Origin of the sequence: Paramagnetospirillum magnetotacticum MS-1 (assembly GCF_000829825.1) — a bacterium.
In the GTDB taxonomy this organism is placed as follows: Bacteria; Pseudomonadota; Alphaproteobacteria; order Rhodospirillales; family Magnetospirillaceae; genus Phaeospirillum; species Phaeospirillum magnetotacticum.
Window position 1 is genome coordinate 978,465 of record NZ_JXSL01000030.1, and the last position, 20,534, is coordinate 998,998.

At 64.3% G+C, this 20,534-nt stretch carries 19 protein-coding genes; 10 read left to right on the plus strand and 9 right to left on the minus strand.

Annotation, left to right across the window (positions count from 1 at the left end; genetic code table 11):
- Positions 1 to 18 precede the first annotated feature (18 nt).
- Genes lysA through argH form a run of 3 tightly spaced genes read right to left on the minus strand, consistent with a single transcriptional unit; the run spans position 19 to position 2,901 of the window.
- Positions 19 to 1,293 (minus strand): diaminopimelate decarboxylase, encoded by a 1,275-nt coding sequence (gene lysA / locus CCC_RS17135; RefSeq protein ID WP_009870221.1) that lies wholly within the window; start codon positions 1,291 to 1,293, stop codon positions 19 to 21.
- A gap of 19 nt (positions 1,294 to 1,312) precedes the next feature.
- Positions 1,313 to 1,489 carry a lipoprotein gene (locus CCC_RS22225; RefSeq protein WP_009870220.1) on the minus strand — a complete coding sequence of 59 codons (177 nt, stop codon included), beginning with the start codon at positions 1,487 to 1,489 and terminating at the stop codon, positions 1,313 to 1,315.
- Positions 1,486 to 2,901 carry an argininosuccinate lyase gene (gene argH / locus CCC_RS17140; protein ID WP_009870219.1) on the minus strand — a complete coding sequence of 472 codons (1,416 nt, stop codon included), beginning with the start codon at positions 2,899 to 2,901 and terminating at the stop codon, positions 1,486 to 1,488. The genes CCC_RS22225 and argH overlap by 4 nt, the downstream gene beginning before the upstream one ends.
- A gap of 167 nt (positions 2,902 to 3,068) precedes the next feature.
- Between argH and CCC_RS17145 the strand changes: the two genes are divergently transcribed.
- The 3 genes from CCC_RS17145 (at position 3,069) to ppa (ending at position 6,151) form a co-directional block, all read left to right on the plus strand.
- Positions 3,069 to 4,406, plus strand: coding sequence for an AmpG family muropeptide MFS transporter (locus CCC_RS17145; protein ID WP_041042171.1), 1,338 nt, complete (start codon positions 3,069 to 3,071; stop codon positions 4,404 to 4,406).
- 61 nt (positions 4,407 to 4,467) lie between these two features.
- Complete coding sequence (ald, locus tag CCC_RS17150) at positions 4,468 to 5,589, plus strand: alanine dehydrogenase (RefSeq protein ID WP_009870217.1); 1,122 nt, start codon at positions 4,468 to 4,470, stop codon at positions 5,587 to 5,589.
- 16 nt (positions 5,590 to 5,605) lie between these two features.
- Positions 5,606 to 6,151, plus strand: coding sequence for an inorganic diphosphatase (ppa, locus tag CCC_RS17155; RefSeq protein WP_009870216.1), 546 nt, complete (start codon positions 5,606 to 5,608; stop codon positions 6,149 to 6,151).
- 199 nt (positions 6,152 to 6,350) lie between these two features.
- On the opposite strand, the gene CCC_RS17160 is transcribed toward ppa, so the two are convergent.
- The gene (locus CCC_RS17160; protein ID WP_041042173.1) at positions 6,351 to 8,006 is read right to left on the minus strand and encodes a hypothetical protein; all 1,656 of its coding nucleotides are present in this window, start codon (positions 8,004 to 8,006) and stop codon (positions 6,351 to 6,353) included.
- Complete coding sequence (locus CCC_RS17165; RefSeq protein WP_407668860.1) at positions 8,006 to 8,473, minus strand: CreA family protein; 468 nt, start codon at positions 8,471 to 8,473, stop codon at positions 8,006 to 8,008. Before CCC_RS17165 ends, CCC_RS17160 begins: the two co-directional genes overlap by 1 nt.
- Positions 8,474 to 8,656: 183 nt before the next feature.
- Here CCC_RS17165 and CCC_RS17170 point away from each other — a divergent pair, with 183 nt between their 5' ends.
- The 5 genes from CCC_RS17170 (at position 8,657) to CCC_RS17190 (ending at position 13,404) form a co-directional block, all read left to right on the plus strand.
- Positions 8,657 to 9,265, plus strand: a complete 609-nt coding sequence (locus CCC_RS17170) for a hypothetical protein (protein ID WP_009870212.1) — start codon at positions 8,657 to 8,659, stop codon at positions 9,263 to 9,265.
- Between the two features lie 52 nt (positions 9,266 to 9,317).
- Positions 9,318 to 9,704 (plus strand): DUF6165 family protein, encoded by a 387-nt coding sequence (locus CCC_RS17175; RefSeq protein ID WP_009870211.1) that lies wholly within the window; start codon positions 9,318 to 9,320, stop codon positions 9,702 to 9,704.
- 161 nt (positions 9,705 to 9,865) lie between these two features.
- Positions 9,866 to 10,984, plus strand: a complete 1,119-nt coding sequence (locus CCC_RS17180; protein WP_041042174.1) for a glycosyltransferase family 9 protein — start codon at positions 9,866 to 9,868, stop codon at positions 10,982 to 10,984.
- A complete protein-coding gene (locus tag CCC_RS17185; protein WP_009869810.1) occupies positions 10,981 to 12,102 on the plus strand; it encodes a glycosyltransferase family 9 protein in 1,122 nt (373 codons plus the stop codon). The genes CCC_RS17180 and CCC_RS17185 overlap by 4 nt, the downstream gene beginning before the upstream one ends.
- 147 nt (positions 12,103 to 12,249) lie before the next feature.
- Entirely contained in the window at positions 12,250 to 13,404 is a 1,155-nt protein-coding gene (locus tag CCC_RS17190; protein WP_009869811.1) for a glycosyltransferase family 9 protein, read from the plus strand.
- Between the two features lie 138 nt (positions 13,405 to 13,542).
- Here CCC_RS17190 and CCC_RS17195 read toward each other — a convergent pair whose 3' ends face one another.
- Together CCC_RS17195 and cobO are read right to left on the minus strand one after the other, a co-directional pair.
- Positions 13,543 to 16,317 carry a [protein-PII] uridylyltransferase gene (locus CCC_RS17195; protein ID WP_009869812.1) on the minus strand — a complete coding sequence of 925 codons (2,775 nt, stop codon included), beginning with the start codon at positions 16,315 to 16,317 and terminating at the stop codon, positions 13,543 to 13,545.
- Between the two features lie 119 nt (positions 16,318 to 16,436).
- Positions 16,437 to 17,042, minus strand: coding sequence for a cob(I)yrinic acid a,c-diamide adenosyltransferase (cobO, locus tag CCC_RS17200; protein WP_009869813.1), 606 nt, complete (start codon positions 17,040 to 17,042; stop codon positions 16,437 to 16,439).
- A gap of 133 nt (positions 17,043 to 17,175) precedes the next feature.
- Here cobO and pstB point away from each other — a divergent pair, with 133 nt between their 5' ends.
- Both pstB and phoU read left to right on the plus strand, forming a co-directional pair.
- The gene (gene pstB / locus CCC_RS17205) at positions 17,176 to 17,952 is read left to right on the plus strand and encodes a phosphate ABC transporter ATP-binding protein PstB (protein ID WP_041042176.1); all 777 of its coding nucleotides are present in this window, start codon (positions 17,176 to 17,178) and stop codon (positions 17,950 to 17,952) included.
- Positions 17,953 to 18,077: 125 nt separating this feature from the next.
- Positions 18,078 to 18,797, plus strand: coding sequence for a phosphate signaling complex protein PhoU (gene phoU / locus CCC_RS17210; RefSeq protein ID WP_009869815.1), 720 nt, complete (start codon positions 18,078 to 18,080; stop codon positions 18,795 to 18,797).
- Positions 18,798 to 18,811: 14 nt separating this feature from the next.
- Here phoU and CCC_RS17215 read toward each other — a convergent pair whose 3' ends face one another.
- Positions 18,812 to 19,813, minus strand: a complete 1,002-nt coding sequence (locus CCC_RS17215; RefSeq protein ID WP_009869816.1) for an inorganic phosphate transporter — start codon at positions 19,811 to 19,813, stop codon at positions 18,812 to 18,814.
- 9 nt (positions 19,814 to 19,822) lie between these two features.
- On the minus strand, positions 19,823 to 20,464 hold the full coding sequence (locus CCC_RS17220) for a DUF47 domain-containing protein (RefSeq protein WP_041042178.1): 642 nt from the start codon (positions 20,462 to 20,464) through the stop codon (positions 19,823 to 19,825).
- Positions 20,465 to 20,534: the final 70 nt, after the last annotated feature.

The window sequence follows — 20,534 nt, forward strand, 5'->3', positions numbered from 1 at the left end:
ATTGGGGCGGCAGCCCAATCAGTCATCACTCAGCCAGCCGGGAAGACTCTCCAACGACCGCATATCCTCGTAACTGGGTCGGGCGCGGATGACGGCATAGTCGGCGCCCTTGACGAGGACTTCCGGAATCAGCGGCCGGGTGTTGTAGGTGGACGACATGGCGGCACCATAGGCCCCGGCGGTGCCGAGCGCCAACAGGTCACCGGCCCGCATGGGCGGCAGGCGGCGCTGGCGCGCGAAGGTGTCGCCGGTCTCGCAGACCGGGCCCACCACGTCCACCTCGGCCAGGGGCGCGCCCGCCTTAGGCTCGGCCACCGGGAAGATGGAATGATAGGCGTCGTAGAGCGAGGGCCGCGCCAAATCGTTCATGGCGGCATCGACGATGAGGAAGGTGCGCGTGCTGCCCTCCTTCACCCGGATGATGGAGGAAACCAGGATACCGGCATTGCCCACCAGCAGGCGGCCAGGCTCGAAGATGAAGCGGCAGCCCAGATCACCCAGACTGGCCTTGATCACCTCGGCATAGGCCTTGGGCTCGGGCGGGGTCTCGTCGTCATAGGGCACGCCCAGACCGCCGCCCAGATCCAGGCGGCGAATGTCGATGCCGTCGGCGCGCAGCATGGCCACCAGATCGCGCACCCTGAGGAAGGCCTCACGGAAAGGGTCAAGCTCGGTCAACTGCGAGCCGATATGGCAGGCGATGGACACCGGCTCGACACCGGGCAGCGCCTTGGCCCGGGCATAGACCTCGCGGGCCCGCGTCCATTCGATGCCGAACTTGTTCTCTTTCTTGCCGGTGGTGATCTTGGCGTGGGTTCCGGCATCCACGTCCGGATTGACCCGGATGGCGATGGGCATGACCAGCCCGCGCGCCGCCGCCACCTCGGACAGCATTTCCAGTTCCGGCTCGGATTCCACATTGATCTGGAAGATGCCCTTGGCCACGGCGAATTCCAGTTCGTGGCGGGTCTTGCCCACGCCGGAAAAGACGATGCGGGCGGCAGGCACGCCGGCGGCCAGGGCCTGGCGCAGTTCGCCTTCGCTGACCACGTCGGCACCGGCTCCCAATTGGGCGAAGGTGCGGATCACCGCCATATTGGGATTGGCCTTGGCCGCGAAGCAGATGGTGGCGTCCAGCCCGGCCGACTTCAGAGCCTCGGCGAACACGGTGTAATGCCGCTCCAAGGTGGCGGTGGAGTAGCAGTAGAACGGTGTGCCGACCTCGCGGGCGATGCGGGCGATGGCGACGTCCTCGGCGAACAGCGTGCCGTTCGAATAGTGGAAGTGGTTCATGCTGGATCCTGGATGCCGGTCAGTAGCCGGAATTGGTGTTCAGATCGGGCTTCTTCGCCTTCGGCTCGTTCGGCAGCGGCGTATAGGGATAGTCGCGGGGATAGATCACGTCATCGGGCCATTCGGGCATACCCTTGCGGCCGCAGGCGGCAACGCCCAGAACCAGGGCCAGGACTAGGATGGAGCGGATCATCATGAGACGCCCTCCTTCAGGCGGTTACGGGCCGCCGCGACCGCTTCGCGGACCCGGACTGGGGCCGTGCCGCCCAGGCTGGTGCGGCTGTTGACCGAGGAATCCACCGACAGGACGGAGCGGGCTTCCTCGGTGATGCCCGGCTCGATTTCCTGCATTTCGGCCAGACTCAGGTCCTCCAGGCCGCAAGCCTTGCCCTCGGCCAGCTTGACCAGAGAGCCCGCCACATGGTGGGCGCGGCGGAAGGGCATTTTGAGGGTGCGCACGCACCAATCGGCGATGTCGGTGGCGGTGGTATAGCCCGCCCCGGCGGCGGCGCGCAGGATCTCGACATTGACCTTCATGTCCTGAACCATGCCGGTCATGGCGGCGATGGCCAGTTCCATGGTGTCGGCCACCTCGAAAACCGGTTCCTTGTCGTCCTGCATGTCCTTGGAATAGGCCAGCGGCAGGCCCTTCATGACGATCAGCAGGGCGTTGAGATCACCGATCACCCGTCCAGTCTTGGCGCGGATCAGCTCGGCGGCGTCGGGGTTGCGCTTCTGCGGCATGATGGACGAGCCGGTGGTGAAGGCGTCCGACAGGGTAATGAAGCGGAACTGGGACGAGGTCCAGATCACCAGCTCCTCGGCCAGGCGCGACAGATGCACGGCGCAGATGGCGCTGGCCGACATGAATTCCAGGGCGAAATCGCGGTCCGACACGCCGTCCAGGGAATTGCGCATGGGACCGGCGAAGCCCAGATCCTTGGCCGTGGCCTCGCGGTCGATGGGAAACGAGGTCCCGGCCAGGGCGGCCGAGCCCAGCGGGCATTCGTTGAGGCGCCGACGCGCATCGGCCAGACGCGAACGGTCGCGCGAAATCATCTCCACATAGGCCATCATGTGATGACCGAAGGTCACCGGCTGGGCGGTCTGCAGATGGGTGAAGCCGGGCATCACCGTGGCGGCGTGCTCCTCGGCGCGGTCCAGCAGGGCGGCGACCAAGTCCTTAAGGGCGGTCTCCATGCCGTCGACGGCGTCACGCACCCACAGGCGGAAATCGGTGGCGACCTGATCGTTTCTGGACCGGGCCGTATGCAGACGCCCCGCCGCCTCGCCGATCAGCTCGGCCAGACGGGATTCCACATTCATGTGGATGTCTTCCAGCGCGTGGCTGAAGGGGAAGTCGCCCGCCTCGATCTCGGCCAGCACCTTGTCCAGACCATCCAGGATCAACGCGCCATCGGCTTGCGTTAGGATCGCCTGCTTGACCAGCATGCGGCAATGGGCCTTGGAGCCTCGGATATCCTGGGCATAAAGCCGCTTATCAAAATCGATGGAGGCGTTGATCCGCTGCATGATGGCGGCGGGGCCGCCCGCGAACCGCCCACCCCACATGGAGGATGCGGCCTTGGTCTGGTTGGTGTCGGTCATGAAAGCCCTGGTGACTGCGCGAGTGAAGAAAACCGCGCCAACCTACACCCTTCGGGCCGGGGCTGGAAGAGAACAGGGCTTTGTCGGGGGCGCAATCAAGGGGTAGAGTGCGAATACCTCAACATCTTGTGGTCCCCCATGTCCCTCTCCAACACCATGGCCTGTTCATGACGTCTTCCTGGGTGTCCGGGTTCAAAGCCTATGCCGAGAGGCGGGTGGTGATGGTGTTGTTGCTGGGCTTTGCCAGCGGCTTGCCCTTGGCGCTGACCTTTTCCACGCTGTCGGCCTGGCTGGCGGCCGAAGGGATCAGCCGCAAGGCCATCGGTCTGTTCGCCCTGGTGGGCACGCCTTACGCCCTCAAATTCCTGTGGTCGCCCTTGATCGACCGGCTGCCGCTTCCCGGTCTTACCCGGCTATTGGGGCGGCGGCGGTCCTGGGGGGTGCTGATACAGGCTTTGCTGATCGCCGCCATTCTCGGCTTGGGCTCCACCGATCCGGTGCGTGAGATCGGGTTGACCGCCGCCTTGGCCTTGGCGGTGGCTTTTCTCTCGGCCAGTCAGGACATCGTGCTCGATGCCTACCGGGTGGAGATCCTCGACGATGACCAGCAGGGGCCGGGCGCCGGGGCGGTGCAGGCGGGCTATCGTTTGGCCATGCTGGCCTCGGGGGCAGGCGCCATGCTGTGCGCCCAGAGTTTCGGCTGGTTCGCGGCCTATGGGCTGATGGCGGCCTTGCTGGGTCTGGGCATGGTGGTGCTGCTGCTGGGGCCCGAGCCCCAGGTCAAGGTCTCGGCCGCCACCCAGGAGCGCGAGCGCCGGGCCGCGGACTATCTGGCGGCGCGGCCCCATCTGGGAGGGATGCGGGCCAAGGTGGTGGCCTGGCTTTACGGAGCCGTGGTCTGCCCCTTCGCTGATTTCATGACGCGGCCGGTCTGGTGGGCGGTGCTGCTGTTCATCATCGGCTACAAGATGGGTGAGGCCATGGCGGGCGCCATGGCCAATCCCCTTTACATCAAGATGGGCTTTTCCCTGGCCGAGATCGCCTATGTCAGCAAGATCTTCGGCTTTGGCGCCACCATGATCGGTATCCTGGCGGGCGGAGCGCTGGTGACGCGGCTGGGCGTCATGCGGGCGCTGCTGTTGTTCGGCGTGCTGCAGTCCTTAGGCAATCTCGCCTATGTCTGGCAGGCCGTGGCCGGTCACGACCTTTGGGCCCTGGCGCTGTGCGTGGCGGCCGAGAATCTGACGGCGGGCATGGCGGCCTCGGCCCTGGTGACCTATCTGTCGGGCCTGTGCAACCAGGCCTATACCGCCACCCAATATGCCCTGCTGTCGTCGCTGACCGCCCTGGGCCGCACGGTCTTCGCCTCCACCAGCGGCTGGCTGGCCGATGCGTTGGGGTGGGTGGATTTTTTCCTGCTGACCACGGTGGTGACCCTGCCCGCCCTGCTGATTCTGCCCTGGATCATGAAGCAGCAGGGCCGGGTTGCGTCCAAGCCCTGTTGAAACTGTACGGCCAAAGCCTCATTGTCAGCTTTTAGGAATGGTTCCAAGGGTTGAGGGTGGAATGCGCATCGGCGTTCCCAAGGAAATCAAAAGCCATGAATACCGGGTTGGGCTGACGCCCGGCTCGGCGCGCGAGCTCGTCCATCACGGCCATCAGGTGCTGGTGGAGACGGGGGCCGGGATGGGAATCGGTTGTTCCGATGCCGCCTACCGCGCCGCCGGGGCCGAGATCGCCACCTCGGCCGCCGAGGTTTTCGCCTTCGCCGATCTGGTGGTCAAGGTCAAGGAGCCCCAACCGGTGGAGTTCCCCCTGCTGCGCGCGGGCCAAATCCTCTTCACCTATCTTCATCTGGCGCCCGATCCCGAACAGACCAGGGCGCTGGTGGATTCGGGCGTTTCGGCCATTGCCTATGAGACGGTGACCGATGCCAATGGCCGGCTGCCCTTGCTGGCGCCCATGTCCGAGGTAGCGGGGCGCATGTCCATCCAGGTGGGCGCCCATTGCCTGGAAAAGGAGCAGGGCGGATCGGGCGTGCTGCTGGGCGGCGTGCCCGGCGTGGCCCCGGCCAAGGTGGTGGTGCTGGGCGGCGGCGTGGTCGGCTCCAACGCGACGCGCATGGCGGTGGGTCTGGGAGCGCGGGTGGTGGTTCTCGACCGCTCGCTCACCCGTCTGGCCCAGATCGACGAATTGCTGCTCAATACGGTGGAAACCGCCTACGCCACCATGGATAATATCGAGCACCATGTGCTGGAAGCCGATCTGCTGATCGGCGCCGTGCTGGTGCCGGGCGCCTCCGCGCCCCGTCTGGTCAGCCGCGAACTGGTGGGCGCCATGCGCCCCGGTTCGGTGGTGGTGGATGTGGCCATCGACCAGGGGGGCTGTATCGCCACGGCGCGTCCGACCACCCATGCCGCTCCCACCTATCTCGAGCAAGGTGTGGTACATTACTGCGTCACCAATATGCCGGGCGCGGTGGCGCGCACCTCGGCCTTCGCGTTGAACAACGCCACGCTGCCATTCGTGCTGGCCCTGGCCGACAAGGGTCTGGTCCAGGCACTGTCCATCGATCCGCATTTCCGCGCGGGTCTCAACATTCACCATGGCAGCGTCACCCACGCCGCCGTGGCCCGGGACCTCGGATATGCCCATGTGGCGCCCGAGACAGCCCTATCTTCTCCATAAGGGAAACAAAGCAAAAATGGACCTCAAGAAGATCCCAATCGGTAAGAACCCGCCCCGCGACGTCAACGTCGTCATCGAAATTCCGCTGCGCGGCGATCCGGTGAAGTACGAGATCTGTAAGGAATCGGGGGCCATGTTCGTGGACCGCTTCCTTAACACCGCCATGTACTATCCGGTCAATTACGGCTTCGTGCCGCACACCTTGTCGGCCGACGGTGATCCCGTGGACGTCATGGTGGTGGGCCGCATTCCGGTGGCGGTGGGCTCGGTGATGCGCTCGCGTCCCATTGGCGTTCTGCTGATGGAAGACGAGGCCGGCATGGACGAGAAGATCCTGGCCGTTCCCCATGCCAAGCTGCATCCGTTCTATGACGGCGTGAACAGCTACGAGGACCTGCCCAAGATCCTGGTGCAGCAGATCGAGCACTTCTTCGTCCACTACAAGGACCTGGAAGTGGGCAAGTGGGTCCAGCTGAAGGGCTGGGGCGGGCCCGAGCGCGCCGGCCAGATCATCCAGGAATCCATCGACCGCGCCATCGCGGCCAAGCCGAAGAAGAAATAGGGCAAGACGGCCCGGCATCGCCGCCGCCCTCGGACTTGTCCGGGGGCGGCGGTTTTGTTTTTAGAGTGCCGAGCCTCAAATATGAGGCGCGGCGCTGATGCGAGCATTGAGCGAGCGGCCAAGGGCGCGGAGTCGCCCGCTAAGGCAGAGGGCAAAACAAATGAAACTAAAGCGTGATGCATATTTAAGGCATCACACTTTAAGCCGTCGCCGCCGCTTTGCGGCCGATGCGGTCATAGGCCTGGCCGACCCGCATCAGGCAGATGGAGCGGTCGGGCTGTTCGCCCGAGATGGTGGCCAGGATCAGCTTGGCGATGGTGGAATAGGCGGCAACCTCTCCATCGGCGGCGAAGACCATGGGGAAGGCGGCGATCACCGCCCTGGCCTCTTCCAGTTCGTGCCCGAACAGGTTGCGGCCCATCACCTTGTAGCAATCGAGCAGACGTTCCACCGAACCCAGGACGGCGTCCAGGTGAAGTCGGCGGCGCAGGGCTTCGCGCACCTGTACCGCCAGTTCATGGGGACGGCGCGCCAGTTCCGCGGGAATAAACGGGCGCATGGCGACCATGGCGCTCTTGTCGCGCGCCGAACCGACGCAGACCGCATGGAACTGGGCCAGACGGAAGCTGGTGTCGCCGCACCGGGTGAACATCATCATCACCAGGACATCGGTGAGGTAATTGGTGAAGGATTTGTCGGCGGCCCGCAGACGCTCGCTCAGGAAACCGGCGGTGGTGTCTTCATGGGCGGCCAGACCGATCAATTCGTCGCGGCTTTGAATGAACAGGCGGGTATTGAAATTCAGCAAGGTGCGCAGGAACTGGAAATCGGCGGAATCGGGCAGTTTCACCCCGGCATGGGCGGCACCGGTGCGGAATTTCCCCATCAGTTCCTGGGCCTCGATCTCATTGGGCTCCAGCTTATAGGGCGGCGGCACCTTGACCTTCACCTGTTCGGTGGTGGTGACCTGGCCCAGGGCGAATTCGACGCCGAGAATGTTGTAGTTGCGCGGCTTGGTGACCGCCTTATTGACCAGCTTGAAGCCTTCCTTGCCCTCGTTGCCGGTGCGCGCGATGGCCGCCTGCTTGGCTTCGGCCGTCTTGAGATGGGTGGCCAGCTTGGTCAGGGACTCGTCCACCGCCTTGAGCACCAGTTCACGCACGTCACCCCAGAAGGCGGCCTGGCGATCCGGTTTGGTCAGGATCTCGTAATCGACACGCGACAGGACCCGCTTTTCCAGCCCGTCGCGGCAGCGGCGCAGGATGGGGCCGGTGATGAAGGCCTTGGCGATGGCGGCGAATTGCGGCACGAACAGGAAGAAGGGCTGATCCAGGCACCAGGCCACCGAGGGAATGGCAGGCAGCGGCACGCGCATCAGGGCAAGACGCTTGTCCAGGGCCTCGCCCATTTGGGTGGCGATGAAGGCCTCGGCCTCGGCGAAGGCGTAATCATCGGCTTCGGGGGGCAGGGGCGGCGGCATCTCCATGGGCAGATCGGCGGCCCGGCGATGGGGCGGGGCCGCCGGTTCGGGAACCGGGGCTTGAACCGGGGCGGGCCGGGGGGGCGCGCCATGGATCTTTTGCCAGGCCAGGGCGATTTCGGGCCGCTTGGTGATGACCACCTGAAGAACCTCGGCGGCCAGTTCCTTCTGCCCGGTGAAATCCAAACCGGGCAGCCCGGCGGCGAAGGCGTCTTGAATTGTGGCCAGGAATTGGGCATCGCCCTGGCGGCGCAGCAAGGTCTTCAGCATCCCGGCCATGAAACGCAGCAGACCGGGGGAATCCTCCACCTTGGCCAGCCGGGACAGGACATCGTCGAGAAGCAGGCGCTGGTCGGCGGGGAGGGGGGCGTTCATCACGGCTTCCAATTCTTCTCGATGGCCACCGCCGAGACCGAATTCTTGGGCGAGCCGTCGATGATCTTGTCGCTGTAGACCAGATAGACCAGCACATCTCGCTTGCGGTCGTGAAAGCGCACCACCTGCATGGTCTTGAAGTCCATGGATAGGTCCTTTTTGAATACGACCTCTCCGTCCTTCAATTTTCCATCTATATGGATGGGCCCTACTTGGCGGCAGGCCACTGAAGCGTCCGAAGTGTCTTCCGCCAGTCCGACGCCGCCCTTGATGCCGCCGGTCTTGGCCCGCGACAGATAGCAGGTGACGCCTGCCACCTTGGGATCGTCGAAGGCCTCCACCACGATCTTGTCGTTGGGCCCCAACGCCTTGAACACCGTGGAAACGCTGCCGATCTCCTCGGCGGCCAGCGGTGCGGCGCACATGACCACAATCGCGATGAAACATAGCAGGCGTGAGGCGAACATCATGATATCACCCGATAATCCCCGGTGGGTGGACAGACTGTCTTAACATCGACCCTAGCGGCCAAATGATGAGCAATCTGTGAACTCATTTACAGATGGGACATATTTTCACCTGACCAAGCTCAAGGATCGCTTTTTCCGGCGCGGGGCACAGTACGGTTTTCGCCGTGACAGGATGCCGCCATGCCGTTTCCCGCCTTCTTTGCCGATGCCCCCGCCATCACGCTGCAAGATCCTCTGGCGGGATTTCTGGGCGCGCCTTACGACGGCATGATCACCTATCGCTACGAAGATGCGGTGCGTCTGGCCGGTCATTCCTGCCCCACCGTGGCCGGAGCCTGGCTGATGACCATCAAGGCGCTGCGCCGACTGTGGCCCGATTCCATGCCCGAGCGCGGAGCCTGCCTTCTTTTGATGGACGAGTCCCAGGATGACGGCGTCACCGGCGTCATGGCCGCCGTCGCCGGTCTGGTCACCGGCGCTGCCGGGCCGGGCGGGTTCAAAGGGATAGCGGGGCGGTTCGGCCGCAAGGATCTGCTGCGCTTCGAAGCCGGAATTGGCGCAGAACTGGCCCTTCGCCGCGTCGATACCGGCGCGGAGGCCCTGGCCCGTTATCATCCGGAACTGGTGCCCGCCGATCCCGAGATGCGCGAAAGGCTGCAACGCGTCCTGGCCGGCAGCCGGGATGGGGAAGATCATGCCCGCTTCGCCGGGCTTTGGCAGGAAAGGGTCCGGCGCATCCTGGTGGATTTCGCCGACCTGCCGGGACTGGTCACGATCGAGATGCGCTGATCGGATAAATCTGTTAAGACCGGCAGGGTTTCCCGCTAGATGAAGGTTTGCCATGTCCGTTCTGGTTCCCCAGTCATGGGGCGAGATCATCGACAAGATCACCATTCTCGAGATCAAGGCCGAGCGTCTGGCCGACGCCGCCAAGATCGCCAATGTCACCAAGGAACTGGACGAACTGGTCGCGGTGCGCGAGCGTGAATTTCCGCGTCATGCCGGTCTGGCGGCCTTGTCGGCCGAGCTCAAGGCCATCAATGAAAAGCTTTGGGTGATCGAGGACGATATCCGCGATTGCGAGCGCGCCAAGGATTTCGGGCCGAAATTCGTGGAACTGGCCCGCGCCGTCTACTTCACCAATGACGAGCGGGCGGCGGCCAAACGCAAGGTCAACGACCTGTTGGGCTCGGCATTGATCGAGGAAAAGTCGTACGCTCCCTACTAATACCAAATGCAGATGAAAGGATTTCATCGGCATTTGGTTAGGAGCAAGGCGACGCGCGGCTTGTGCCGCGGAAGGCAAGGGCGCACAGCGCCCGCCCGCCGCCTGAGGGCGATCCCGATGATCGGTTACGGTCATCGGGATTCGATAAGGGTGAGGACGCCGTGAAGCTCAAGCGCCTGATCTTTGATGGCCTGCGCCGCCTGCGGCCCCGACCGCCTCGGCCAGGGAAGGCCTCGGGCGTCCTGCTGATTTCGGCGGGCGGGCTGGGTGATACCGTGCTGTTCGCCCTGGTTCTGCCGCGCTTCATGGAATTGGCCCAGGGTGGGGAAAAGGTCACGGTGCTGCTGCGCTCCGATGGCGCGAAGATGGCCTTTCTCTTTCCCCCTGAAATCGCTGTGATCAAGGTGGATTTCGGCCGTCTGGGCAAGGATACGGCCTATCGCGGCACCGTGTTCGACGATCTTTTCCGCGCCCATTACCGTTTGGTGGTCTCTACGGACTTCAAGCGCCATCCCGATCTGGACGAGGCCCTGGCCTTCGCCTGCGCGGCGCCCGAATCCGCCGCCATGGCCGCCCGGCCCTGGGCCAAATATCAAAGCCGCCTCGATGCCAATGCAAAGCGCTGGACAAAGCTGGTCGATAGTGGCGCCGCGCTGCAGGACAAGGTGGTGCGCTGGTCTCGTTTCGCTAACGAACTGACGGGCCGGAACGTGGCCCCGCCCCGCGTGGCGCTGTCTTCCGCCCAGATGCCGCCGCCAGTCAAGCTGCCCGGCCCCACGGTGATCGTCCAGCCCTTCTCGGCGGTGCGCGAAAAGCAGAGTCCACCCGCGCTCTATGGCCGCATCGCGGCATCTCTTCCGTCGGGCTGGAGCATGCGTATTGCAGGCCATCCCAGCGATCTGGATAAGAACCCCGATTACCGGGCGCTGTTGGACCTGCCCAATGTTTCGTTCGAGCCCGCGCCATTTTCGGAACTGGCGGGTATTCTGCGCGGGGCCGTCCTGGTGGTCTCGGTGGATACGGCCTGCATGCATCTGGCAGCGGCCCTGGGGGTTCCCACCCTGTGCCTTGCTTCGGCGGGCTTTGTCGGTGAGATCGTGCCCTATGCCGAGGACGTGATGCCCGGCAACCTCAAAGTGTTGTACCAGCCCATGGATTGCGCGGGCTGCCTGGGCGATTGCCGCATTCCAACCGTGAATTCCATGTTTCCTTGCGTGGCGGCTCTCGACTCCGACGCGATTTTGACGGACATTGCCAGGATGGTGGAGGGAAGATCATGAGGATCGCCGCCCTGCTGGACCCGGTGTTGCGGCTGCTGCTGCGCTATAAGAAGCGCCGGCGGCGGGCCGAAGGCGTGTTGCTGGTCAGTTCACGCGGACCGGCCGAGATGGTCTTCCTGTCGGCCGTGCTGCCCCGCTTCATGCGCCTGGCCAAGCTGGACGAGAGCGTCACCCTGCTGTGCCGCGCCGATGCGGCGGGCATGGCCTTCCTGTTTCCCCGTACGCTGAAGCTGCGCCGCATTGATTTCCGCCGTCTCGACGAGCTGGAATATCGCTGGAGCGCCTTTACCGACCTGTTCTCCCAACATTACCGCCTGATCGTCTCCTTGGACTATGTGCGCGAGCATGACCAGGACGAGGCCCTGATCATCACCGCCGATCCGGCGGAGACGGCGGGCATGGTGCCGCCGCCCTTCAAGCGCAACTTTCATCAGCGCCTGGAAGAGAGCGAAAAAGTCTTCGACCTGCTGTTCGATTCAGGGCCAGTGCGCCAGGACAAGATCGTCCGCTGGTCGCGCTTTGCCGACGAGGTCTTGGACGACCGCCAGCCCCCCGTCCTGGCTTTGCTGGAAGACAGCCAGCTGCCCAATGCCGAGGCCCTGGCCGCGCCGACCATCGTGCTGCTGCCTTTCTCGGGCGTGAAGCAGCGCATGCTGCCCGCCGAGGTCTGGCGCCAACTGGCCGATCTGGTGCCGCCCAACTGGCAGGTGCTGGTGGCCGGGCATAAGAACGACTTCGACAAGCATCCCGACTACATGTCCCTGCTGACCCAGCCCAATGTCAGGATGGAAACCTCCGGATTCGAAAGGCTGGCCTCCATCCTGCTGGGCTCCAAGCTGGTCATTGGCGTCGATACCGCCGGTTTGCATCTGGCGGTGCTGCTGGGGGCACCCACCCTGTGCATGGCCAGCGCCGCCTATGTGGGCGCCGGTGTGCCCTATGACGAGCGGGTGGTTCCCGGCAATGTGCAGTTCGTCTACATCCCCATGGAATGCCAGGGCTGTCTCGGCCGCTGCAAGTTCCCGCTGGAAGACGGCATGTACAAATGCGTCAACGAAATCGACACCGATCAGGTGCTGGCCTTCGTGCGCGACTCGGTGGCCCGGGGCGTTTTCTAGAAATCAAATGATTCACCACGAAGGCACGAAGGCACGAAGTGAAGGGAAGAAGGGATTTCCCTATTTCCTTCGTGCCTTCGCGCCTTCGTGGTGAAAGACCATCGTTGATCCGACGATGTCGGTGGCCGAGTGGGAAGACCATCTTTCATGAGCCTGCTGTCGACCCTGTTTCCACGCGGCATGCGGCGGCGTTGGTGGATGTTTCGTCCCATCGACGCCCTGATCGCCCTGTGGCCCGCCCCCCGCATCCCGAAGGGCGCCGTGGTGGTGCGCATGGACGGCATTGGCGACATGGTGATGTTCCGCGCCGCCCTGGAACATTATCCGGCGGTGCTGGGCCTGCCCAAATCCGAGATTACCGTTCTGGGCTGCCATTCCTGGAAAGCGGTCATCGACGAGGTGTTCGACGGCTTCACCGTGGTGACCATCGACGAACACGCCTTCGAGAAGAAGTGGTTTTATCGCCTGAAGATCGCGCTGTGGATCCGCCGCCGGGGCTTCAAGACGGCTCTGTGCGACATGTTTATGCGAAAGACGCTGACCGCCGACACCCTGGTCTGGGCCAGCCGGGCGCCTGAGCGCATCGTTTGCACACCCTTCATCACCGAGCGGACCAAAGCGGAATACGCCTGGTATCTGGCTAAGGCCACGCGGGTGATCGATACCGGCCCCTACCCCACCCATGAGGGGCTGCGCCACTTCACCTTTCTCCAGGCCCTGTCGGGCACCCGCATGCCAGCGGAAATTCCCGCCATTGCCTGGCCCGACCGCAAGCCCGCCCTGCCCGAGGGCGCGCCTTATGTGGTGATGTTCATCGGCTCTAACGAGCCGGGGCGGCGCTGGCCCCTGGAAAAATTCATTATCGTTGCGAAACAAGCCCTCGAGACGGGTCTGCGGGTGGTGTTCGTGGGCGGGCCGCAAGAGGCCTATGCCAAGCCGATTCTGGCGGAAATCGGCCATCCGGGACTGATCGACGCCATCGGCGCGCTGAAGCTGGGCCAGACCGTGGATGTGATGAAGCACGCGGCCTGCGTGGTCGGCAATGATTCCGGCCCCGGCCATCTGGCCATCGGCGTGGGGGCGCCGACCCTGCTGCTGGCGGGCGGCGGCCATTTCGGTTGCTTCGTGCCCTACCCCGAGGAAATCCGCCCGCCAAGGGTTCGGTTCCTCAACACTCCCATGGAGTGCTACCACTGCCTGTGGCGCTGCCCCAAGCGAGCCGGTCCCCAGGATGCCTTCCCCTGCGTCGCCGACATTTCTACCGATGCGGTATGGGCGGTGGTGCGCGAACTGGTGGGATAATCTCGCTTGCGCGAACGGGCTGCCGCCCATACCCACTCGGAGGAAGCCTCCGAACCTCCATTTTATTGAAAATAAAGAAGAGGGTTCGGGAGGCGTACCTCCCGATCGGGGACCGGGGCGGAAGCCCCGCTAACCGCTCTACTCCGCCGCCTTGGTCCCGGCGGCCTTGGCGGCGGGGTCTTCCAGGGCGGCCAGGAGGGCGGCCTTGATCTGCTCGAGCTTGCGACCGTGTTCGACCTTATGGCCGAACACATCCTTGACGTAGAACACGTCCACCACCCGCTCGCCATAGGTGGAGATATGGGCCGAGGAGATCTGCAGCCCCACATTGGTCATGGCGCTGGTGATGTCGTAAAGCAGGCCCGGCCGGTCGCGGCCATTGACCTCGACCACGGTGTGGGAGCGCGACGGCACGTTATCGACCAGGACGCGGGGCGGCACCTTGAAGACATGGGCGCGCGACGGCAGCTTGCCTTTCCGGGCGGCCAGTTCGCGGTCGAGGCGTGTGCGCCCGGACAGGACCTGTTCGACGCAGCTCGACAGCTTGGCCAGCTTGGCCGGGCTGTCGAAGGCGCCACCGTCGGAATCCTGAATGCAGAAGGTGTCCAACGCCATGCCGTTGGCGAGCGTAATGATCTTGGCATCGACGATATTGGCGCCCGAGACGGCCATGGCCCCGGCGATCTGGGAGAACAGGCCGGGATGGTCGCCGGTATAGACGATGATCTCGGTGACGGCGCGGTGGCTGTCCACCCTGGGCTCGACGGTGAGCGGCGCGCCGACCGCTTCGGCCTCGCGCACCAGGCGGGCGTGGCGCAGATGGATGGGCGTGTCGAAGGTGGTCCAATAGGTGGAATAGCCCCGCGCCACATGGGCCTCGATATCCTCGGGCGGCCAGGACAGCTTGAACAGTTCCGAGCGCAGCGCGTCCTGGGCGGCCTTGACGCGGGCGGCGCGCGCCGTGCCCGACAGGCCGCCGGTCATCACTTCCAGGGCGCGGGAATATAATTCGCGCAGCAGACCGGCCTTCCAGGCATTCCATACGGTGGGCCCCACGGCGCGGATATCGGCCACGGTGAGGCACAACAGCAGACGAAGGCGCTCGGGCGACTGGACCAGGGCGACAAAGTCGGAAATGGTCTTGGAATCGTCGATGTCGCGCTTGAAGGCCACCCGGCTCATGGACAGGTGTTCGCGCACCAGCCAGGCGGCGGATTCGGTCTCCTCGTCGGTCAGGCCGAAGCGCGGTCCCAGCTTCATCACCACATCGGCGCCCAAGGAGGAGTGATCGCCGCCGCGGCCCTTGGCGATATCGTGGCAGAAGGTGGCGACGAACAAGGCGCGGCGCGACACCACCTGATGGATCACCTCGGACGAGGTCGGCGCTTCTTCCTTGAGGTCGCCGTGTTCGATGGCATGCAGGATGCCCAGGGCCTGCACCGTGTGCTCGTCGACGGTATAGACATGGTACATGTCGTATTGCATCTGGGCGACGACGCGGCCGAAATCGGGGATGAAGCGGCCCAGCACTCCGGCCTCGTTCATGTGGCGCAGCGCCACTTCCGGATTCTTGCGGCTGGTCAGCATCTCCACGAACAGCCGGTTGGCGGTGGGATCTTCGCGCAGCGGCTTGTCGATGCGCTTCAAGTTGCGATGCACCAGATCGAGCGCGTGGGGGTGGATATCCACACCCTGCGCCAGGGCCGTATGGAACAGGCGGATCATGGCCACCGGATCGGTCTCGAACTGGTCGGGGGTGGCGACGTCGAGACGGCCGCCTTCCAGCGAGAATCCGGCCACTTGCGTGCGGCGCGAGAACAGGCGGCCCAGTTGCAGCCGTCTCGGCTTGCTCTTGAAGGTCTCCTCGCTCAGCGCGCAGAACAGCCGGGTCAGGTCGCCCACATCCTTGGCGATGAGGAAATAGTGCTTCATGAAGCGCTCGACACCCCTGGAACAGGCGCGGTCGGCGTAATGCATGCGCACGGCGATCTCGGGCTGGACGTCGAAGGTGAGGCGGTCCTCGGGCCGGTCGGTCAGGTAGTGCAGGTGGCAGCGCACCGCCCATAAGAAGGCCTGGGCCTTGGCGAAACGCCGCGCCGCCGGGCGCGAGATGATGCCTTTTTCCGCCAGTTCGGCCACGTCCTCGACCCGGTAGACGTATTTGGCGATCCAGTAGAGGGTGTGCAGGTCCCGCAAGCCCCCCTTGCCCTCCTTGACATTGGGTTCCAGCACATAGCGGGAATCGCCCATGCTCGAATGCCGGGAATCGCGCTCGGCCAACTTGGATTCCACGAAGGCTTCGGCGGTGCCGGTCATGATCTCGGCCGTGTAGCGGGTCCACAGATCGTCGAACAGCGCCCGGTCGCCCCACAGCCAGCGCATTTCCAGCAATGCCGTACGGATGGTCAGGTCGGCCTTGGCGTTGCGGATGCAATCCTCGGCCGAGCGGGTGGAATGGCCCACTTTGAGGCCCATGTCCCACAGCATGTAGAGGATGAACTCCACCACCTGTTCGTGATAGGGCATGCGCTTATAGGGCAGCAGGAATAACAGATCGATATCGGAATGAGGCGACAATTCGCCACGACCATAGCCGCCCACCGCCACCAGACTCATGGTCTCGCCCGAGGTGCGCACACCTTGGGGAAATTCGCGGTCGCAGGCATAGTCGTGGACCAGGCGGACCAGCTGGTCGATCAGGAAGCAGTTTTCCTGCACCGTACTGGTGCCATCGCCGTGGACGTCGAAGCGGGCCCGCACTTCGGCGCGCCCCGAGGCCAGGACCTGCTTGAAGACGTCCAACGCCTTCATGCGCCGCTTGTTCTTGGGCAAGTCCTCGTCCGCAAGTTCGTCCAGCCGGGCGATAATCGCCTTGCGGTTGATGATGGCGCGCTGGCCTTTGATCTTGCTCATGGTCGGGTGCCGTCACCGCAGGAAATCGAGGCGGAGATTATAGAGGCCGGAAGCGGCCCGCCGCCAGTCCCTTCGGATGCGGATTGGGCATGCGGACCGGACTGCCTGTCAAATGGGCATCAAAACTCCACCCCTGCCTGGGCCTTGATGCCGTCCTTGAAGGGATGCTTCACCATGGTCATCTCGGTGACCAGATCGGCGGCTTCGATCAGGGGGGGCAGGGCGTTGCGGCCCGTCAGCACCGCGTGCTGGCCCTCTGGCCTCGCCTTGACGGCGTCGAGAACCTTATCCAGGGGCAGATAGTCGTAGCGCAGCGCCACGTTGATCTCGTCGAGAATGACCATCTTGTAGTCAGGGTCGGCCAACATGGCGGCGGCCAGGTCCCAGGCCCGCGCGGCGGCGGCGACGTCGCGGGCGCGGTCCTGGGTTTCCCAGGTGAAGCCCTCGCCCATGGCGCGGAAGGTGACCAGATCGCCGAAGCCTTCCATCACCCGGCGCTCGGCGGTATCCCAGGCGCCCTTGATGAACTGGACGATGCCCACCTTCATGCCGTGGCCGACGCAGCGGATAGCCATGCCGAAAGCGGCGGTGGACTTGCCCTTGCCCGCGCCGGTATGGACGATCACCACGCCGCGCGCGCCGGTCTTCCTGGCCATCATCTTGTCGCGGGAGGCCTTTTTCTTGGCCATTTTCTCGCGGTGGCGCTGGTCGTTTTCTTCGGTCATGATCTCTCCGGCAAGAAGCGGGGGTCCGCCATAGATGGCGTCGGGGGTCCAGGCTTCAAGACTGAAACAAATCCTTCACGTTTTTGACTCGGCGTCCAGGGGTATAAGCCCTGCGGATCATTGGAAGGGTGACATGGCAGAACAACCGGTCCAGCCAAAAATGACGGCCCGGGCCTTGGCCGTCCATTATGGCGGCAAGCCAGCCCTGAAGGGCGTCGATCTGGATGTGGCGGCAGGCGAAGTCACCGCGCTGATCGGTCCGTCTGGCTGCGGCAAGTCCACCTTTCTGCGCTGTCTCAACCGCATGAACGACACCATTCCCGCCGCCCGTGTCAGCGGAAGCGTCTCCCTGGATGGGGAAGAACTCTACGGCCCCGCGGGTATGGATCCGGTGCTGCTGCGCGCCCGGGTGGGCATGGTGTTCCAGCGTCCCAATCCCTTTCCCAAATCCATCTACGACAATGTGGCCTTCGGGCCCCGCCTGCACGGCTTGGCGGCCGAGGGCGACGAGATGGATACGCTGGTCCGCCGCAGTCTCGAGCGGGCCGGGTTGTGGAAAGAGGTCAAGGATGTGCTGGACGGCCAGGGTACCGGCCTGTCGGGCGGCCAGCAGCAACGCCTGTGCATCGCCCGCGCCATCGCGGTCAGCCCCGAAGTGATCTTGATGGACGAGCCCTGTTCGGCGCTGGACCCCATCGCCACGGCGCGCATCGAGGAGCTGATCGACGAGCTCTGCGAGGCCTTCACCATCGTCATCGTCACCCATTCCATGCAGCAGGCGGCCCGCGTGTCGCAGACCACCGCCTTCTTCCATCTGGGCGAGATCATCGAGGTGGGCGCTACCGAACAGATATTCACCGCACCCGCCAATGCGCTGACCCAGGGCTATATCACCGGCCGGTTCGGCTGAGGCCGAGCCTCCTTTCAGGCTCGGCTAGGCCCAAGGGGCCGCGCCGCTTATGCGGTGGAAGCCAAGGCGGACCCGAGGTCCGCCGCCCGGCGCTTGAGGGGCAGTATGAAAGAGGAGTTACCGCTATGACCACCATCGGCGAGCCCCATATCGTCAAGTCCTACGATTCCGAACTGGCCCGTCTGGACGATTCCCTGGCCCGTATGGGCGGTCTGGCCGAGGCCCAGCTGGTTTCGGCGCTGGACGCCCTGGAGCGGCGCGACAGCGATCTGGCCGCCAAGGTGGTGGGGGCCGACGTCAAGGTCGACGAGCTTGAGGCCTTCATCAACGAGCAGACCGTCCGCGTCCTGGCGCTACGCGCCCCCGTCGCCGATGATCTGCGCACCGTTGTGGCGGCGCTGAAAATCGCGGGCGAGATCGAACGCATTGCCGATCTGGCCGCCAATGCCGCCAAGCGTTCTCTGGTCCTGAACCGCCTGCCGCCGGTGGAGCCCATGCGCTCGCTGCTGCGTCTGGGCAGGCTGGCCCTGGGGCTGGTCAAGGAAGTGATGGACGCCCATCTGGCCCATGACGCCGGGCGAGCCCTGGCGGCGCGCGACCGCGATCAGGAGCTGGACGACGTCTATGCCTCGCTGTTTCGCGAAATCCTCACCTATATGATGGAGGACCCGCGCAACATCACGCCCTGTTCGCACCTGATGTTCATCGCCAAGAATCTCGAACGCATCGGCGACCACGCCACCAATATCGCCGAACTGGCCCATTTCCGTATTCTTGGCCGAGCCGGTCTGCAAGAGCGGGTCAAGAAGGACGATTCATCCCTGGTGGGCGCCGATCCGCAGTAGGAGACGGCCACCGCCTACCAGAAATAGGTGGACAGTCCGTAGAACAGGGCGGCGACCGAACCCGCCGCCGGAATGGTGATCACCCAGGCGACGATGATGTTGCCAGCGATGCCCCAGCGCACGCCGGACACCTTGCGCGCCGAGCCGACGCCGATGATGGCGCCGGTGATGGTGTGGGTGGTCGAGACCGGAATACCCAGCCATGTGGCTCCGAACAGCGTGGCGGCACCGGCGGCGTTGGCGCAAAAGCCGTCGATCTGCTTCATGTCGGTGATGCGCGATCCCATGGTCTTGACGATACGCCAGCCGCCGAACAATGTGCCCAGGCCCATGGCGATCTGGCACAGCACGGCCACCCAGATGGGAACGTGGAACTCGCCGCCCAACATGCCCTGGCTGAACAGCAGGGCGGTGATGATGCCCATGGTCTTTTGGGCGTCGTTGCCGCCATGGCCCAGGGAATACATGGCCGCCGAGAAGAATTGCAAGATGCGGAAGCGCCGGTCGACGGTGAAGGGCGCGGTGCGTCGGCACATCCACGACACCACCAGGATCAGGCTCATGGCCAGGACCAGACCGATCATCGGCGACAGCACGATGGCCGAGCCGGTCTTGATGAACCCGGCGGGGACCAGGGCGGACAGGCCGCCCTTGGCGATGCCCGCTCCGGCGATGCCGCCGATCAGAGCGTGGGAACTGGACGAGGGAATGCCGAGGCCCCAGGTGATGACGTTCCAGGCGATGGCCCCCATCAGGGCGCCGAAGATCACATGGGTGTCCACCAATCCGGGTTCGACGATGCCGGTGCCAATGGTCTTGGCCACGCTGGTGGTGAAGAAGACCAGGGCGATGGTGTTGAAGAACGCCGCCCAGGCCACCGCGTATTTGGGCGACAGCACGCGGGTCGACACCACCGTGGCGATGGAATTGGCGGCGTCGTGCAGGCCGTTCAGGAAGTCGAACACCAGCGCCGTGATAACCAGGGCGACGATGATGGGAAAGGCGACGGATTCCATCGGGGGGTCCTAAACCTGTTCGATGACCACCGTCTCGATGACGTTGGCCACGTCGTCGAAGCGGTCGGAGACCTTTTCCAGCCGCTGATAGATCTCCTTGCGGGTGATCAGCTTGACCGGGTCCTTCTCGGTGGCGAACAGGGCGCGCAGGCCTTCATGCTGGCGCTTGTCGGCGGCGCTTTCCTGGCGGCCGATGGCGTCGCACAGTTCGTTGATGGCCGCCGCGTTGCGGGTGACCTCGCGCATCATGGGAATGGCCTTGGTCAGCAGATGGGCGCATTCGGTGATGCCAGTGGCCAGGGCCCGCATATCGGGGGAGAATTCCTTGACGCCATAAAGGTCGACCCGCTGGGCAACCTCCTCGATGGTGTCCACCGCGTCGTCCATGGTGGTGATCAGCCGATGGATCTGGTCGCGGTCGAAAGGCGTGATGAACGAGCGGTGCAGCGCCTGCAGCGTCTCGCGGGTGATGAGGTCGGCCTCGCCCTCATAGAGGCAGATCTGCTTGAAATGCAGATCGATGTCGGCGCCGTCGCCCATCATGGCCTCCAATTCCTTGGCGGCCGCGTGAATCTTCTCCGCGTGCTGGGCGAACAGCCCGACGAATTCCTCTTCCTTGGGCATCAAGGCACGGAACATGCGGAAAAACATGGGGGAACCTTTGGGCAGTTACGACTTTCGCCGCCTCAATAGCACATGTGACTGAAAGATGACACGCCGT

Bases quoted from the DNA above. Each gene is read 5' to 3' on its own strand.
- CCC_RS17220 (WP_041042178.1), bottom strand. From the start codon at position 20,464: ATGTTTTTCCGCATGTTCCGTGCCTTGATGCCCAAGGAAGAGGAATTC.
- CCC_RS17190 (WP_009869811.1), top strand. From the start codon at position 12,250: ATGAGCCTGCTGTCGACCCTGTTTCCACGCGGCATGCGGCGGCGTTGG.
- CCC_RS17175 (WP_009870211.1), top strand. From the start codon at position 9,318: ATGTCCGTTCTGGTTCCCCAGTCATGGGGCGAGATCATCGACAAGATC.
- ald (WP_009870217.1), top strand. From the start codon at position 4,468: ATGCGCATCGGCGTTCCCAAGGAAATCAAAAGCCATGAATACCGGGTT.
- lysA (WP_009870221.1), bottom strand. From the start codon at position 1,293: ATGAACCACTTCCACTATTCGAACGGCACGCTGTTCGCCGAGGACGTC.
- argH (WP_009870219.1), bottom strand. From the start codon at position 2,901: ATGACCGACACCAACCAGACCAAGGCCGCATCCTCCATGTGGGGTGGG.
- cobO (WP_009869813.1), bottom strand. From the start codon at position 17,042: ATGACCGAAGAAAACGACCAGCGCCACCGCGAGAAAATGGCCAAGAAA.
- phoU (WP_009869815.1), top strand. From the start codon at position 18,078: ATGACCACCATCGGCGAGCCCCATATCGTCAAGTCCTACGATTCCGAA.
- CCC_RS17165 (WP_407668860.1), bottom strand. From the start codon at position 8,473: ATGTTCGCCTCACGCCTGCTATGTTTCATCGCGATTGTGGTCATGTGC.
- CCC_RS17185 (WP_009869810.1), top strand. From the start codon at position 10,981: ATGAGGATCGCCGCCCTGCTGGACCCGGTGTTGCGGCTGCTGCTGCGC.
- pstB (WP_041042176.1), top strand. From the start codon at position 17,176: ATGGCAGAACAACCGGTCCAGCCAAAAATGACGGCCCGGGCCTTGGCC.
- CCC_RS17160 (WP_041042173.1), bottom strand. From the start codon at position 8,006: ATGAACGCCCCCCTCCCCGCCGACCAGCGCCTGCTTCTCGACGATGTC.
- CCC_RS22225 (WP_009870220.1), bottom strand. From the start codon at position 1,489: ATGATGATCCGCTCCATCCTAGTCCTGGCCCTGGTTCTGGGCGTTGCC.
- CCC_RS17145 (WP_041042171.1), top strand. From the start codon at position 3,069: ATGACGTCTTCCTGGGTGTCCGGGTTCAAAGCCTATGCCGAGAGGCGG.
- CCC_RS17195 (WP_009869812.1), bottom strand. From the start codon at position 16,317: ATGAGCAAGATCAAAGGCCAGCGCGCCATCATCAACCGCAAGGCGATT.
- ppa (WP_009870216.1), top strand. From the start codon at position 5,606: ATGGACCTCAAGAAGATCCCAATCGGTAAGAACCCGCCCCGCGACGTC.
- CCC_RS17170 (WP_009870212.1), top strand. From the start codon at position 8,657: ATGCCGTTTCCCGCCTTCTTTGCCGATGCCCCCGCCATCACGCTGCAA.
- CCC_RS17215 (WP_009869816.1), bottom strand. From the start codon at position 19,813: ATGGAATCCGTCGCCTTTCCCATCATCGTCGCCCTGGTTATCACGGCG.